At 72.6% G+C, this 15,162-nt stretch carries 11 protein-coding genes; 7 read left to right on the forward strand and 4 right to left on the reverse strand.

Going from position 1 to position 15,162, the window contains the following annotated elements:
* Window positions 1-67 precede the first annotated feature (67 nt).
* Window positions 68-316 (forward strand): preprotein translocase subunit SecG, encoded by a 249-nt coding sequence (gene secG / locus MHY49_RS08180; RefSeq protein WP_200500637.1) that lies wholly within the window; start codon window positions 68-70, stop codon window positions 314-316.
* A 247-nt stretch (window positions 317-563) separates the two neighbouring features.
* On the opposite strand, the gene pgl is transcribed toward secG, so the two are convergent.
* From pgl to tkt, 4 genes are all read right to left on the reverse strand, one after another.
* Window positions 564-2,264 carry a 6-phosphogluconolactonase gene (gene pgl / locus MHY49_RS08185; RefSeq protein WP_239203525.1) on the reverse strand — a complete coding sequence of 567 codons (1,701 nt, stop codon included), beginning with the start codon at window positions 2,262-2,264 and terminating at the stop codon, window positions 564-566.
* Window positions 2,261-3,802 (reverse strand): glucose-6-phosphate dehydrogenase, encoded by a 1,542-nt coding sequence (zwf, locus tag MHY49_RS08190; RefSeq protein ID WP_200500639.1) that lies wholly within the window; start codon window positions 3,800-3,802, stop codon window positions 2,261-2,263. The genes pgl and zwf overlap by 4 nt, the downstream gene beginning before the upstream one ends.
* Before the next feature lie 143 nt (window positions 3,803-3,945).
* The gene (gene tal / locus MHY49_RS08195) at window positions 3,946-5,058 is read right to left on the reverse strand and encodes a transaldolase (RefSeq protein ID WP_239203527.1); all 1,113 of its coding nucleotides are present in this window, start codon (window positions 5,056-5,058) and stop codon (window positions 3,946-3,948) included.
* Window positions 5,059-5,233: 175 nt separating this feature from the next.
* The gene (tkt, locus tag MHY49_RS08200) at window positions 5,234-7,333 is read right to left on the reverse strand and encodes a transketolase (protein ID WP_200500641.1); all 2,100 of its coding nucleotides are present in this window, start codon (window positions 7,331-7,333) and stop codon (window positions 5,234-5,236) included.
* A gap of 349 nt (window positions 7,334-7,682) precedes the next feature.
* On the opposite strand from tkt, the gene MHY49_RS08205 reads away from it, so the two are divergent.
* The 6 genes from MHY49_RS08205 (at window position 7,683) to der (ending at window position 15,113) form a co-directional block, all read left to right on the forward strand.
* Entirely contained in the window at window positions 7,683-8,702 is a 1,020-nt protein-coding gene (locus MHY49_RS08205; RefSeq protein WP_370646056.1) for a heme o synthase, read from the forward strand.
* Window positions 8,703-8,719: 17 nt separating this feature from the next.
* Entirely contained in the window at window positions 8,720-9,697 is a 978-nt protein-coding gene (locus MHY49_RS08210; RefSeq protein ID WP_239203528.1) for a tyrosine recombinase, read from the forward strand.
* A gap of 239 nt (window positions 9,698-9,936) precedes the next feature.
* Entirely contained in the window at window positions 9,937-10,809 is an 873-nt protein-coding gene (locus tag MHY49_RS08215) for a ParA family protein (RefSeq protein WP_152353016.1), read from the forward strand.
* Window positions 10,809-11,636 carry a pseudouridine synthase gene (locus tag MHY49_RS08220; protein ID WP_239203529.1) on the forward strand — a complete coding sequence of 276 codons (828 nt, stop codon included), beginning with the start codon at window positions 10,809-10,811 and terminating at the stop codon, window positions 11,634-11,636. Before MHY49_RS08215 ends, MHY49_RS08220 begins: the two co-directional genes overlap by 1 nt.
* The gene (locus MHY49_RS08225) at window positions 11,633-12,781 is read left to right on the forward strand and encodes a prephenate dehydrogenase (RefSeq protein ID WP_239203530.1); all 1,149 of its coding nucleotides are present in this window, start codon (window positions 11,633-11,635) and stop codon (window positions 12,779-12,781) included. Before MHY49_RS08220 ends, MHY49_RS08225 begins: the two co-directional genes overlap by 4 nt.
* A 19-nt stretch (window positions 12,782-12,800) precedes the next feature.
* The gene (gene der / locus MHY49_RS08230) at window positions 12,801-15,113 is read left to right on the forward strand and encodes a bifunctional cytidylate kinase/GTPase Der (RefSeq protein WP_239203531.1); all 2,313 of its coding nucleotides are present in this window, start codon (window positions 12,801-12,803) and stop codon (window positions 15,111-15,113) included.
* Window positions 15,114-15,162: the final 49 nt, after the last annotated feature.

The following is a 15,162-nucleotide window of genomic DNA, read 5'->3' on the forward strand; positions in this document are numbered from 1 at the left end:
GGGTCCGGCGACGGATCCGCCCCGTGTCGTATCCTGGCGCAGTTCCAACGTCCTGTGAGGAGTGTCCGTGGACCTCAACCTGCTCAAGCTGATCCTGCAGATCGTGCTGGCGATCACCGGCATCGCAGTGATCCTGCTGGTGCTGCTGCACCGCGGCAAGGGCGGCGGCCTGTCCGACATGTTCGGCGGCGGCGTGTCCTCGTCCGCGAGCGCCTCCGGCGTCGCCGAGCGCAACCTCGACCGCCTCACGGTCACCCTCGCCGTCGTCTTCGGCGCCGCGGCCGTGGGCCTGGGAGTGCTCGAGCGCTTCATGTGATGCTCCGGCGCGCGGCGCGCGCATGAGTCAGCCGTCCGAGAGGCCGGGAGGATGCGATCCTCCCGGCCTCTCTCATTCCCGGAGAGGCAGCAGGGTGCCCGACGGGGCGACAAGGCGCGCCGTCGCACAGCGCGTCGCAGTGCGCGTCGCACAGCGGGACAGCGCACAGAGAGAGGGCCCGACCGCGCCACGTGCGCGGTCGGGCCCTCTCGGTGCTCCGGGCGGTCGTCCCGGTGCGGCCTGCTCGTCAGCCCTTCTGCAGGCCCGTCGCCGAGGACTCGTCGAGGTACCAGGTGGTGGACTCGAGCCCGCGCACCGAGGAGGCCGGGACCTCCCACGGGTCGATGCCCTCGTGGGCGCGCGCGACCGCCTCGGCCTTCTCCTCGCCGGCGGCGAGCAGGCCCACGTGGCGGGAGGAGTTCAGCACGGGCCAGGTCAGCGACACCCGCAGCGGCGGCGGCTTGGGGGAGTCGACCACGGCCACGGCGCTCGCGCCGTCGAGCTGCTGCGCGGGATGGCGCGGGAACAGCGAGGCCACGTGGCCGTCGGGGCCGACGCCCAGCAGCAGCACGTCGAAGAACGCCTCGCCGCGGGTGCGGAACGGACGGTCGCCGCCCGAGCGGTCCAGCTCCTGGCCGTACCAGGCGGCGGCCTCGTCCAGGGACATGCCGCTCGAGGTCGAGGGGACCGGATGCACCTTGCCGGGCGCGAAGGCGATCTTCTCGAGGAAGCCGACGCGCACCGCCTGGTCGTTGCGGTCCTCCGAGTCGGCGTCGACGAAGCGCTCGTCGCCCCACCACACGTGCACGGCGGCCGGGTCGACCTCGTGCTCGACGAAGGCGACGGGGAGGGCGTCGGCGGTTGCGGTGCCGATGGTGCCGCCGGTGACCACGAGGTGCGCCTCTCCGCGTGCGGAGATCGCCTCGGCGAGGCGGGAGGCCACGTCGTCGGCGGCGCGCACGGCGGCGGCCTCGAGGGACTCCGAGACGGCGTCCGTCGGCTCCGGCTTGCCCTTCGCGAAGGTGGAGGCGTCCTCGACCTTGGAGAAGGCGTGGGCGAGGACCTCGCCGTAGACCTCGTCGGGGTCGAGGCGGCGCAGCTCCTCGGCGAGCAGCTCGTAGAGGGAGCTGGCGGGCACAGGTACGCGCTGGTCCTCCTGGTCGCCGGGCAGGGAGATGATGACGCTGTCGCCGTCGCCGCGGCGCAGGGCCACGGTCCCGTCCTCGCGCTCGAAGACGAGGGACTGGGGGCCGGCGGGGCAGCCGTCGACGGTCTCGATGTCGACCTCGAGCCCGAGCTCGAGGGCGAGCCACGCGGCGAGCAGGCGCACCGAGGGATCGCCCGCGGGTCCGGCGACGCTCACGCTGCGCGGGAGGGAGATCGGCGGGGTCTCGTAGGCCGTGGCGGCCAGTCCGCGCCAGCGGGTGATGCGGGCCCAGGAGAGGTCGGAGTCGCCGCTGGAGTAGCCGCGGCGCAGGCGCTTGAGCGTCGCGTCGGGGTCGCTCGAGGAGGTGGCGTCGGTGATGCGGCGCTGGGAGATCGACCCCAGGACGTCGTGGACCGGGGACGAGGGAGCGTCCTCGGGCCACCAGGTGACGATCGGGGCGTCGGGCAGCAGCAGCGGGGTGATGAGCGTGTCCAGGCTGGACATGACCTCGCCGCGGGCGCGGAGGATGACGATCTCGCCGGCTCCCGCGTCGCGGCCCACGCGGATCTCCGCGTCCAGTCCGGTCTCGGCGTCGGTGTCGGCATCGACCACGATGACCCGCGAGGGGTGCTCGTGGCTGGCCTGCACGGCGGCCTGCAGGGGCTGATCGATGTCCTCCCCGGTCGCGACGATGATCAGCGTGAGCACGCTGCCCACGGTGGTCGCGCCGAAGGTCTCGCGCATCTGCGTCATCTTCTTGTCGACGGCGGATGCGGTGGTGTCGTTCAGGGTGGTGATCACGGTCGCCTCCAGGCGCGTCCGTCGCGCGTGAGCATCTCGTTGGCGGTCTCCGGGCCCCAGGTGCCGGGGCGGTACGGAGCGGGCGGAAGGTTCTTCGCCCAGTAGTCGGTGATCGGGTCGAGGATCTCCCAGGACAGCTCGACCTCCCGCTGGCGCGGGAACAGCGGCGGGTCTCCCAGGAGCATGTCCAGGATCAGCCGCTCGTAGGCCTCGGGCGATTCCTCGGTGAACGAGGACCCGTACTGGAAGTCCATGTTCACGTCCCGCACCTCCATCTGGGTGCCGGGGACCTTGGAGCCGAACCGCATGGTCACGCCCTCGTCGGGCTGGACGCGGATCACGATCGCGTTCTGGCCGAGGTCCGCGGTGTCCGTGGAGGAGAACGGCAGGAACGGCGCGGACTTGAAGACCACGGCGATCTCGGTGACGCGGCGGCCCAGGCGCTTGCCCGCGCGCAGGTAGAACGGGACGCCCGCCCAGCGGCGGGTGTTCACGTCCAGGCGCATCGCGGCGAACGTCTCGGTCGTGGAGTCGGCGGGGATGCCGTCCTCCTCGAGGTAGCCCTTGACCTCCTCGCCGCCCTGCAGACCCGCGACGTACTGTCCGCGGGCGGTGTGCAGGGAGAGGTCCTCGGGCAGGGAGATGGCCTCCAGGACCTTCTCCTTCTCCGTGCGCAGCTCCTTGGCGTCGAAGGAGATGGGCTCCTCCATCGCGGTCAGCGCGAGCAGCTGCAGGAGGTGGTTCTGGATGACGTCGCGCGCGGTGCCGATGCCGTCGTAGTAGCCCGCGCGCGAGCCGATGCCGATGTCCTCGGCCATCGTGATCTGCACGTGGTCGACGTAGTTGGCGTTCCAGATCGGCTCGAACATCTGGTTCGCGAAGCGGAACGCGAGGATGTTCTGGACCGTCTCCTTGCCCAGGTAGTGGTCGATGCGGAAGACGTCCTCCGGGCGGAAGACCTTCTCCACGACGTCGTTGAGCTCCTTCGCGGAGGCCAGGTCGTGGCCGAAGGGCTTCTCGATGACCACGCGCCGCCAGGAGCCGTCGCGCGGGGTGTTCAGTCCCGAGTTCGCCAGCTGCGAGCAGACCTGCGGGAACGCGTCCGGCGGGATCGAGAGGTAGAAGGCGTGGTTGCCGCCCGTGCCGCGGGTGCGGTCCAGCTCCTCGACGACCTCGGTGAGCTTCTGGAAGGCGGCGGTGTCGTCGAAGGTGCCGGTGACGAAGCGCAGGCCGCCGCGCAGCTGCTCGAAGGTCGACTCGTCGAACTCGGTGCGGGCGTGCTCGGTGACGGACGTGCGCACGTAGTCGGCGAAGTCGTCATGGCTCCAGTCGCGGCGGCCGTAGCCGACCAGGCCGAAGCTCGGCGGCAGCAGACCCCGGTGGGCCAGGTCGTAGATCGCGGGAAGGAGCTTCTTGCGGGCGAGGTCTCCGGTGACGCCGAACATCACCATCGAGCTCGGCCCCGCGATCAGCGGCAGACGCCGATCACGGGGATCGCGCAGCGGATTGCGCGGAGTGGGGGTCGTGTTCACGATCATCCTTCCGGCACGTGGCGGAGCCGACCCGTCGGGGGCGGCTCCGCCGTGTGCTCGATGGAGTGAGGGCCGCGGCCCCTCCTCTCCGCGCGGCGCCGCGGGCGGCGCTCAGGAGCGGACGGAGGAGGGGAGGCGGCGGGGTGGGGTCAGGCCGAGGCCGAGGCGATCTGCGCCGCGACGGTCTCGAGCAGCTCGTTCCAGGCCTTCTCGAACTTCTCGACGCCCTCGCGCTCGAGGACGGCGTAGACGTCGTCGAGGTCGACGCCCGCGGCGGAGATCTTCTCGAGGTCCGCGGCCGAGGCCTGCGCGGCCTCCGCGTCCAGCGCCTTCCCGGGCTCGGAGTGGTCGGCGACCGCGTCGAGCGTCTTCTCCGGCATCGTGTTCACGGTGGGGGAGGCGACCAGCTGGTCGACGTACATGGTGTCGGCGTACTCGGGGTTCTTCACACCGGTGGAGGCCCACAGCGCGCGCTGCACGTGGGCGCCCTTCGCGGCGAGCTCCTCGAATCGCTCCGAGGAGAACTTCTCGAGGTACACGCCGAAGGCCACGCGGGCGTTCGCCACGCCGGCCTTGCCGCGCAGCTCCAGGGCGTCCCCGCCCAGCTTCTCGAGGCGCGCGTCGATCTCGGTGTCGAAGCGCGAGACGAAGAAGGAGCCGACCGAGCGGATGGTCGAGAGGTCGATGCCGGCGGCGTCGGCCTTCTCGAGGCCCGCCAGGTAGGCGTCGATGACCTCGCGGTAGCGGTCCACGGAGAAGATGAGCGTCACGTTGACGCTGATGCCCGCGCCGATCACCTCGGTGATGGCCGGCAGGCCCTCCTTGGTTGCGGGGATCTTGATCATCACGTTGCTGCGGTCCACGACCTCGCTGAGGTGGTGGGCCTGTGCGATCGTCTTCTCGGTCTCGTGCGCCAGGCGCGGGTCGACCTCGATCGAGACGCGGCCGTCCTGGCCCTCGGTGGCCTCGGCGACCGGGGCGAAGAGGTCCGAGGCGGCGCGCACGTCGTCGGTCGTGAGCTTCTCGACGACCGCGTCGACGTCCTTGCCGGCCTTCGCGAGCTCGGCGATGTCGGCGTCGTAGTCCTGGGCGCCGGAGATCGCGGCCTGGAAGATCGAGGGGTTGGTGGTGACGCCCACGATGTTCTTCGTGTCCACGAGCTCCTGGAGGTTGCCGGAGGTCAGGCGGCCGCGGGAGAGGTCGTCCAGCCAGATCGACACGCCGGCGTCGGAGAGGGCCTGGGTGCGGGTGTTCTGGGTCATGAGGGGAATCCTTCCTCGGCGCGCGCGGCGCCGATCAGATCATGGGGAGTCGGAGACGGACGGTCGTCGTGGATGCGCGGGGCGGGTCCGGGGCCCGAGGGCCGACGGCGGGCTCCCGCGCGGGCACGGCGAGAAGAGGGGGCGGGACCTCTGGGGTCCCGCCCCCGTCGGCGGATCAGCTGCGTGCGGCCTCGATGGATTCCTTCGCGGCGGCCACCACCGCGTCGGCCGTGAAGCCGTACTCGCGGAAGAGCGTGGCCGCGTCCGCGGAGGCGCCGTAGTGCTCGAGGCTGACGGCGCGGCCCGCGTCGCCCAGGTACTTAAACCAGGACTGGGCGATGCCCGCCTCGACGCTCACCCGGGCGCGGACGCCGCGGGGGAGGACCGACTCGCGGTAGGCCTCGTCCTGGTCCTCGAACCACTCGACGGACGGCATGGAGACCACGCGGGTCGGCGTGCCGGCCTCCTCGAGCTGCTTCTGCGCCTCGACGGCGTACTGCACCTCGGAGCCGGTGGCGATGAGGATGACCTCGGGCTCGCCGCTGCCGGCGTCCTTGAGGACGTAGCCGCCCCGGGCGACGCCGTCGGCGCTCGCGTACTCGCCGCGGTCCAGCGTCGGCAGGGCCTGGCGGGAGAGGATCAGGCCGATCGGGCGCTCGCGGCGTTCGATCGTCGCCTTCCAGGCGGCGGCCGTCTCGTTGGCGTCGGCCGGGCGGACGACGTCCAGGCCCGGGATGGCGCGCAGCGCGGCGAGGTGCTCGACCGGCTGGTGGGTGGGGCCGTCCTCGCCCAGGCCGATGGAGTCGTGGGTCCACACGTAGATGTTGTCCACGCCCATCAGGGCCGAGAGGCGCACGGCGCCGCGCATGTAGTCCGAGAACTGCAGGAACGTGCCGCCGTAGGCGCGGGTGAGCTCGTCGAGGTTGATCCCGGAGAGGATCGCGCCCATGGCGTGCTCGCGGATGCCGAAGTGCAGCGTGCGACCGTACTCGTCGCCCGAGAACTCCTTGGTGGAGCGCTCGGCGGGGATGAAGGAGGGCTCGCCGTCCATGGTGGTGTTGTTCGAGCCGGCGAGGTCGGCCGAGCCGCCCCAGAGCTCGGGCAGCACGGGGGCGAGGGCGTTGAGCACCTTGCCGGATGCGGCACGGGTGGCCAGGCCCTTGGCGTCGGCCTCGAAGACGGGCAGGGCGTCGGCCCAGCCGTCGGGGAGGTCGCCGGCGACGAGCCGGTCCAGCAGCGCGGCGCGATCCGCGTTGGCCTCGCGCCAGCTCGCGAGCTTCTCGTCCCAGGCGGCGTGCGCCTCCTTGCCGCGCTGCACGAGCTCGCGGGTGCGGTCGAGGACCTCGGCGGGGACGTCGAAGGTCTTCTCGGGATCGAGCCCGAGCGCCTTCTTGAGGCCCGCGACCTCCTCATCGCCCAGGGCGGAGCCGTGGGAGGCGCCGGTGCCCTGCTTGGTGGGGGCGGGCCAGGCGATGACGGTGCGCAGGGCGATGAAGGACGGCTTGTCGGTGACCTTCTTGGCGTCCTCGATCGCTGCCTTGAGGGCGGCGACGTCCTCGACGTACTGCGTGCCGCCGTTGGTCCAGTCGACGCGGTGGACGTCCCAGCCCAGCGCCTCGTAGCGGGCCGCCGTGTCCTCGGTGAAGGCGATGTCGGTGTGGCCCTCGATCGAGATGTCGTTGTCGTCCCAGAGGACGATGAGGTTGCCCAGCTCCTGGGTGCCGGCGATCGAGGAGGCCTCGTTGGTGACGCCCTCCTGCATGTCGCCGTCGGAGGCGATCGCGAAGGTGAAGCGGTCGAAGGGGCTCTCGCCCGCGGGGGCCTCGGGGTCGAACAGGCCGCGCTCGCGACGCTGGGCCATGGCCATGCCGACGGCGGTCGCGAGGCCCTGGCCGAGCGGGCCGGTGGTGGTCTCGACGCCCTTGGTGTGGCCGACCTCGGGGTGCCCCGGGGTCTTCGAGCCCCAGGTGCGCAGGGACTCGATGTCCTCGAGCTCGAGGCCGAAGCCGCCGAGGTAGAGCTGGATGTACTGGGTGAGGCTCGAGTGACCCGCGGAGAGGACGAAGCGATCGCGGCCCAGCCACCCGGTGTCCGAGGGGTCGTGGCGCATGATGTCCTGGTACAGCAGGTAGGCGGCCGGGGCGAGGCTGATCGCCGTCCCCGGGTGGCCGTTCCCGACCTTCTGGACGGCGTCCGCCGCGAGGGTGCGCACCGTGTCGATCGCGCGCTTGTCCACGTCGGTCCAGCCGTCGATTCCCTTGAACGATTCGCTCACGAGTTGTTCTTCCTTCCGTCAGGAGCTGCAGGAGCGGCTCGCGTCGCCCGGGTCCCGGGGCGCGCCGCTCAGCGACCATTCGATCCTATCGCCCCGCCCCGTGGCCAGGGGTTGCCGCGACTTCTCGTGGGACGCGCATCCGGTGAGCCATGTCATGCGAGGTCAGGGACTCTCACGTCCCGAGCAACGGATCAGGCGACCGCGAAGATGTCCCGAGGTGACGAGAGGCACGCGGTGTGGCGCGTCGAGCATCCCGGCAGCGGTCCGCAGGGCCCGCCGCCGGGTAGTATCGGGCCCGTTCGCCCCCTCGGCGCAGACGCGTCGGTCGCAGCAGGAAGGACGGTGGACGGTGACCGCTCCCCACGGCACCCCCGCTCCCGGGACCGCCCGGCGCACCCCGCAGACGTCGCAGACCCCCGGGTCGGAGTCGGCCCCGGCCGCCTCGACCACCCCGGCCCCGTCGGGCCCCACGGGCCGCCGCGGCATCGGCCGCACCGTGCGCGCCTACGTCGCGCTCACCAAGCCGCGGATCATCGAGCTGCTGCTGATCACGACGATCCCCACCATGTTCCTCGCGGCCGGGGGCTTCCCGCACCCGCTGCTGATCCTCGCGACGATGATCGGCGGCTACCTCGCCGCCGGCGGCGCGAACACGCTGAACATGTACCTGGACCGCGACATCGACGCGAAGATGAAGCGGACGAAGAACCGTCCGATCGTCACCGGTGAGGTCTCCCCGCGCGCGGCCGTCGTCTTCGGCGTGGTGCTGTCGATCGCCTCCGCCCTCTGGCTGGGCCTGCTCGTGAACTGGGCCTCGGCGGTGCTCGCGATCGCCGCGATCCTGCTGTACGTGCTCTTCTACACGATGTTCCTCAAGCGCCGGACCTCGCAGAACATCGTCTGGGGCGGGATCGCCGGCTGCATGCCCGTGCTGATCGGCTGGTCGGCCGTCACGGGGACGGTCTCCTGGACCGCGTTCCTGCTGTTCCTGGTGATCTTCTTCTGGACGCCGCCGCACTACTGGCCGCTCGCCGAGAAGTTCACCAAGGACTACGAGACCGCGGGCGTGCCCATGCTCCCTGTGGTCAGCTCCCGCACGAACGTCGCCCACCAGATGGTGCTGCACAGCGTGCTCATGGTCGCCTCGAGCCTCGCGATCATCCCGCTGGGGCACACCGGCTGGGTCTACGCGGTCGCCGCCGTGGCCTCGGGCGCCTGGTTCCTCTTCCTCGTCATCCGCTACGCGGTGCGCACGCACAAGGGTCTGACCGGGAAGAAGCTCGGCCCGATGGTCGTCTTCCACGGCTCGATCACGTACCTGACGCTGCTGTTCGTGGCGCTCGCGATCGACCCGTTCGTCCGCTTCTGAGCAGCTGGGCCGAGCCCGTGGTCGCCGCCGATGCCGACCCCGCCGAGGTGCGCACGGGCGACGCCCGCGACCTCGAGCAGTACCTGAGCCATCTGCGCGTCGAGCGCGGCCTGTCCGAGAACACGCTGGCCGCCTACCGCCGCGACCTCACCCGCTACCTGCGCCACCTCGCCCGGGAGGACCGGGCGCTGCACGCGATGACCCCGGAGGACGTCTCGGCCTGGCTGCGCACGGTCCGCTCGGGGGCCGACGGGGGATCGGCGCTCGCGGCCTCGAGCGCCGCGCGGGCGCTGGCCGCCGTCCGCGGCCTGCACGCCTTCCTCGACGCCGAGCGCACCTCGAGCACCGGCGACCCCACGCGGCTGCTGCGCGCCCCGAGCCGTCCGCGCACGCTGCCGCACCCGATCACGATCGACGAGGCCGCTCGTCTCGTCGAGGCCGCGGGCCGGCCCGGCACCGGTGCGCTCTCCGCCGAGCGCGCCCTGCGGGACCGTGCCCTGCTCGAGGTGCTCTACGGACTCGGCGCACGCATCTCCGAGGCGATCGGCCTGGACGTCGACGACGTCGATCCGCTCGAGCGCGCGGCGGTGCTGCGCGGCAAGGGGGACAAGCACCGCGTGGTGCCCGTCGGGCGCTTCGCCCTCGAGGCGCTGGAGGCGTATCTCACCCGGGCCCGGCCCTCCCTCGCCTCCAGGGGACGCGGCACCCCGGCGATCTTCCTGGGCTCGCGCGGCACCCGTCTCACCCGGCAGGCGGCCTGGCAGATCGTGCAGCGCGCCGCCGCCGACGCGGACCTCGAGGGCGCGATCGGACCGCACACCCTGCGCCACTCCTTCGCGACCCACCTCCTGCACGGCGGCGCCGACGTCCGCGCGGTCCAGGAGCTTCTGGGGCACGCCTCGGTCACCACCACCCAGCTCTACACGCAGGTGACGGTCGACTCCCTGCGCGAGGCCCACGCGGCTGCCCATCCGCGCTCCCGCGACCGGGCCTGAGACGGGGCCCAGCGTCCGCTGAAGCGGCGCCGCGGCCCCGCCGGGCGGGACCGGCGGGCCAGGGGAACCCATGGGGCTTAGACTTGCGGGGCGATCCGCGGCCCCGCCACGTGCGGCGGAGCCGCCCCGCGTCCGCCGCGCGCACCGCGGCGGGACCCGAGCAGCGGGTCCCGATCGGCAGGATCGGCGCAGCAGCGCAGCAGTACGACGCCCGGACGAGCAGACGACAGGAACACCACGTGAGCGACTCCTCCAAGTTGACCCTGGACATCGACCTGGGACCCACGGGTCTCCCGCGGCCCGATTTCCCCGAGCCCCCGGCGCTGGAGAGCCACGGCCCCGCGCGCGTGATCTCGATGGTCAACCAGAAGGGCGGCGTCGGGAAGACCACGAGCGTCATCAACCTCGGCGCGGCCCTCGCGGAGATGGGCCGCAAGGTGCTCCTCGTGGACCTCGACCCGCAGGGCGCACTCTCCGCCGGCACCGGCGTGAACCCCTACGAGCTCGACATCACCGTCTACAACCTGCTCATGGACCGCAGCCACGACGTCCACGACGTCATCCAGTCCACGAGCACCGACGACCTCGACGTGCTCCCGGCGAACATCGACCTCTCCGCGGCCGAGGTCCAGCTGGTCAACGAGGTCGCGCGCGAGATGGCGCTCGCCCGCGTGCTGCGACCCGTGATGGACGAGTACGACGTGATCATCATCGACTGCCAGCCCTCGCTGGGTCTGCTCACCGTGAACGCGCTCGCGGCCAGCCACGGCGTGATCATCCCGCTCGAGGCCGAGTACTTCGCCCTGCGCGGCGTCGCCCTGCTCGTGGAGACCATCGAGAAGGTGCAGGACCGCATCAACCCCCGCCTCGACATCGACGGCATCCTCATCACGATGTTCGATCCGCGCACGCTGCACGCCCGCGAGGTCAGCCAGAGGGTCGTCGAGGCCTTCCCGGACCGGGTCTTCCGCACCACCATCAATCGCACGGTGAAGTTCCCCGACGCGTCGGTGGCCGCGGAGCCGATCACCTCCTTCGCCTCCTCCACCAAGGGCGCGGAGTCCTACCGGCAGCTCGCGCGGGAGCTCGTCGCGCGCGGCTGCGCCGCCTGATGGCCGAGCGCCGCCGCAGCGCCTTCACCCCGCCGCGCAGCGTCCGCCTGCGGGACAGCGACGGACGGCCGGCGCCCGCCGCCGAGTCCGCCCCGGCCAGCGGCGAGCGCCTGCAGAAGGTCCTCGCCCGCGCGGGGTTCGGCTCCCGGCGCGCCTGCGAGGCGATCATCGCGCAGGGGCGCGTGAGCGTCGACGGCGAGACCGTGCTCGAGCAGGGCGTGCGCATCGACCCTGCGCGGCAGGTCGTGCACGTGGACGGCCGCCGCCTCCAGCTCGACGGGGGCAAGCGCACCGTCGCTCTGAACAAGCCCCGCCACGTCGTCAGCGCCATGTCCGACCCGGAGGGCCGTCGCGACCTCACCGAGTTCGCGGAGCGCTTCCCGGAGCGGCTCTACCACGTGGGCCGCCTCGACTTCGAGACAGAGGGCCTGCTCCTGCTCACCAACGACGGCGAGCTCGCCCACCGCCTCACCCACCCGAGCTTCGACGTCGAGAAGACGTACGTGTGCCGCTTCCCGCTCACCGGGGCCTTCCCGCGCGGCCTGCTCAAGGCTCTGCGCGAGGGCGTCGAGCTCGAGGACGGCCCCGCCCGCGCCGATCGTGCGCGGCTCGTCGCCCACGATGGGCGCGAGGCCGTCGTCGAGGTCACCCTCCACGAGGGCCGCAACCGCATCGTGCGCCGCATGTTCGCCTCCCAGGGCCACGAGCTCACGGCCCTCGTGCGCACCCGCATCGGCCCGATCCTGCTCGCGGACCTCGCCCCCGGGCAGATCCGAGAGCTCGAGCCGAAGGAGCTCGGCACGCTGATGGCGGAGGTCGGCCTGTGAGCGAGGCGCCCGCTGCTCACGACGCGCCCGTGCTGCCGAGCCCGGTCCTCGTCATCGGCACCGGCCTGATCGGCGGGTCCCTCGGACTCGCCCTGGGCGGCGCGGGCGTCGAGGTCCACGTGCAGGACATCTCCCCGGGCACCACCTCGCTCGCGGTCGAGCTCGGCGTGGGGCGCGTCCGGCGTGCGGACGACGCCGACCCCGCGCTCGTCGTCGTCGCCGCCCCGCCCGACGTCGCCGCAGCCCTCGTCGCCCAGGCGCTCGAGGCCTACCCCGAGGCCCTCGTGGTCGACGTCGCGAGCGTCAAGCGCGTGGTCCTCGAGGACCTGCGCGCTCGCGCCGCCGCCGGGGAGCTCACCGCCGACGACCTCTCTCGCTACCTCGGCACCCATCCCATGGCCGGGCGCGAGGTCTCCGGCGTGATCGCCGCCCGCGCCGACCTGTTCCTGGGCCGCCCCTTCGTGATCTGCCCGCACGAGGGCACGCGCCGCGGCGCGGTCGCCCGGCTCCGCCAGATCGCGACCGAGCTGGGCTCCCTGCCCGTGGTGATGGAGGCGGCCCGCCACGACGAGGCCGTCGCCCGTGTCTCCCATGCCCCGCAGGTGCTCGCGAGCCTGCTCGCGACCGGCCTGCTGGAGGCCGAGGAGCAGGCCCTCGAGCTCTCCGGCCAGGGACTGCGCGACACCACGCGCATCGCCGCCTCGGACCCGCGGCTGTGGGTCGAGATCCTGGGCGCGAACGCCCGAGCCCTGCTCCCGGTGCTCGGCGACATGCAGGAGCGGCTCGCGGGCGTCGCCGACGCCCTGTCCACCATGCAGGGCGATCCGGACCCGTCCGTCGGCTCGCGCCGCGAGCTCGCGCGCCTCATCGCCGACGGCAACCGCGGGGTCGCCCGCATCCCCGGCAAGCACGGCAGCGGCACCGACGCCTTCGCGACGGTCTCGGTGATGGTCCCCGACAGCCCCGGCGAGCTCGCGCGTCTGCTCACCGAGACCGGCCAGATCGGGGTCAACCTCGAGGACCTCCATCTCGAGCACTCGCTCGGCCAGCGGGTGGGCGTCGCCCACATCGCGGTGATCCCGAGCCATGAGGATCTGCTCACGAGGGAGCTCGCCCGGCGCGGATGGAGCGTGCTCGAGGGCTGAGCGCCCGTATCCTGATCCGATGGAGTCCTCCGCAGCCCAGCCCGCATCCGAGCACGCCGTCACGTCGGACGCAGCGCCCGTCGGCGCGCCCCGCGGCGTGACCGTCGCGATCGACGGCCCCGCCGGCTCGGGCAAGTCGACCGTGGCCCGTCGCGTCGCCGAGGTCACCGGCGGCGGGTTCCTCGACACCGGCGCCATGTACCGGGCCGTGACCTGGCAGTGCCTCCAGGACGGCATCGACCTCGAGGACCGCGAGGCCGTCGCGCACGTCGCCGAGACCCTCGACCTGGACCTCGGGACCGACCCCGCCGGGGCCACCGTCGCCGTCGGCGGCCGGGACGTGACCGCCGAGATCCGCACCCAGGGCATCAGCGGCAAGGTCTCCGCGATCGCCACGAACACGGCCGTGCGCCCGATCCTCCAGCGCCGCCAGCGCGAGATCCTGCGGGAGACCGCCGATCTCCGCGGCCTCTGCGCCGCCGAGGGCCGCGACATCACCACCGTCGTGGCTCCCGACGCCGACGTGCGCGTGCTGCTCACCGCGAGCGACGAGGCCCGGATGGCCCGGCGCGCCGCCGAGCTCGGCCTCGACGACTCCGAGGAGAGTCGCGAGCGCATGCGCGACCAGGTGCTGCGCCGCGACCGCGACGACTCCACGGTCTCCGAGTTCCTCACCGCCGCCGAGGGCGTCACCCCGATCGACACCACCGACCTCACGATCGAGCAGGTCATCGAGCGCGTCCTGGCCCTCGTGGACGAGGCCCGCGCGCGCCACGAGCAGGCGGCGGACGTCCAGGACGGACCGCAGGACGTCCAGGGCGATCCTCAGGACGCGCAGAACGATCCCGAGGTGCACTGGACGGGCGGCCCGGACGCCGCCGCCTCCCTCGGGGTCGAGCCCACCGACGAGGAGATCGCCGAGGCCTGGCGCGCCGGTCTCGAGGACTACGACCTCGACGACGAGGACCTCGCCCTCCTGAGCGAGGGGATCGAGGAGGCGCCCGTCGGCCGTGCGGCGAAGAACCTGCCGGTCCTGGCCGTGGTCGGCCGCCCGAACGTCGGCAAGTCGACCCTCGTGAACCGCATCCTGGGCCGCCGCGAGGCCGTGGTCGAGGACGTCCCGGGCGTGACCCGCGACCGCGTCTTCTACGCGGCCGAGTGGGCGGGCACCGACTTCTGGCTCGTCGACACCGGCGGCTGGGAGGACAAGGTCCAGGGCATCGCCTACCGGGTCGCCGAGCAGGCCGAGGTCGCGATCGAGCTCGCCGACGCCGTCCTCTTCGTGGTCGACGCGACCGTCGGCATCACCACCACCGACGAGCAGCTGCTCAAGGTGCTGCGCCGCTCGGACCGCCCCGTGATCCTCGCGGCCAACAAGGTCGACGACGAGCGCGGCGAGCTCGAGGCCGCAGCCCTGTGGAACCTTGGCCTGGGGGAGCCGCACCCGGTGTCCGCGATCCACGGCCGCGGCTCGGGCGATCTGCTCGACGCCGTCCTCGCAGCGCTCCCGGAGGAGGGCCGCGGGGCGGTTCCCGACGACGGCCCCCGGCGCGTCGCCCTGCTGGGCCGCCCGAACGTCGGCAAGTCCTCCCTGCTGAACCGCCTGGCGGGGGAGAACCGCGTGGTGGTCGACGATCTCGCGGGCACGACCCGCGACCCCGTCGACGAGAAGATCGAGCTGGGCGGACAGGTCTGGACCTTCGTGGACACCGCGGGCATCCGACGCCGCGTGCTGCAGTCCCAGGGCGCCGACTTCTACGCGTCCCTGCGCACCCGCTCGGCGCTCGACCGGGCGGAGGTCGCCGTGGTGCTGCTCGAGGCCTCGGAGCCGATCTCCACGCAGGACCTCAAGATCATCGACATGGTGCTCGAGTCCGGGCGCGCCCTCGTGCTCGCCTTCAACAAGTGGGACCTCATCGACGAGGACCGGCGCCGCCAGCTCGAGTGGGAGATCGAGAAGGACCTCGCGCACGTCGCCTGGGCGCCGCGGGTGAACATCTCGGCACTGACCGGACGCCATGCCGAGAAGCTCGTGCCGGCCCTGCGCACCGCCCTGGACTCGTGGGACACGCGCATCCCCACCGCGCGCCTGAACGCCTTCCTGGGCACCCTCGTCGCCGCGCATCCGCACCCGCTGCGCGGCGGCAAGCAGTCGCGCATCCTCTTCGCGACGCAGGCCCGCACCCGGCCGCCGCGGATCGTCATCTTCGCGACCGGATTCCTCGAGCACGGCTACCGGCGCTTCATCGAGCGCCGCCTGCGCGAGGACTTCGGCTTCGCGGGCTCCCCGATCGAGATCGGCGTGCGCATCCGCGAGAAGCGCTTCCGCTGACCCGAACGGGAGCACCGCGGCCCGCGTCGACCGTCGTCCCCTCCCGACC

The sequence above is a fragment of the Brachybacterium sp. ACRRE genome (assembly GCF_022346485.1).
Classification (GTDB): domain Bacteria; phylum Actinomycetota; class Actinomycetes; order Actinomycetales; family Dermabacteraceae; genus Brachybacterium; species Brachybacterium halotolerans.

What these genes read in the sequence shown, in the direction of transcription:
- zwf (WP_200500639.1), bottom strand. Translation starts at nt 3,802, where the DNA reads ATGATCGTGAACACGACCCCCACTCCGCGCAATCCGCTGCGCGATCCC.
- tal (WP_239203527.1), bottom strand. Translation starts at nt 5,058, where the DNA reads ATGACCCAGAACACCCGCACCCAGGCCCTCTCCGACGCCGGCGTGTCG.
- MHY49_RS08220 (WP_239203529.1), top strand. Translation starts at nt 10,809, where the DNA reads ATGGCCGAGCGCCGCCGCAGCGCCTTCACCCCGCCGCGCAGCGTCCGC.
- der (WP_239203531.1), top strand. Translation starts at nt 12,801, where the DNA reads ATGGAGTCCTCCGCAGCCCAGCCCGCATCCGAGCACGCCGTCACGTCG.